A 239-nucleotide genomic window follows, 5' to 3' on the forward strand; every position below is an offset into this window, starting at 1 on the left:
ACCTGGTACGTCAGGTCGTACGAGCGCGGCTCCATCGACAGGAAGGTGAACGTGCCCGCGTCATAGTTCGGCGTGATCTCCGCGGGTGCGGACTCCGAGACCGACGCCAGGCGCAGCTCGTCGTCGTTCGGGTCGGAGTCGTTGCGCAGCGGCTCGACCGTCACCGGCTGACCCGCCGGGACCACCACGTGGTCGTTCACCGCGACCGGCGGCTGCGGCCCCGGCACCACGTCCACCAG

The 239-nt window shown here is 70.3% G+C and carries 1 protein-coding gene; it reads right to left on the reverse strand.

Annotated elements, in window-relative coordinates; translation table 11 throughout:
• Nucleotides 1-227: Ig-like domain-containing protein (locus AC6CH9_RS20855; RefSeq protein WP_498156607.1), on the reverse strand; the 227-nt coding region annotated here is incomplete at its 3' end.
• Nucleotides 228-239: the final 12 nt, after the last annotated feature.

The organism is Cellulosimicrobium sp. GQ32 (genome assembly GCF_059758455.1).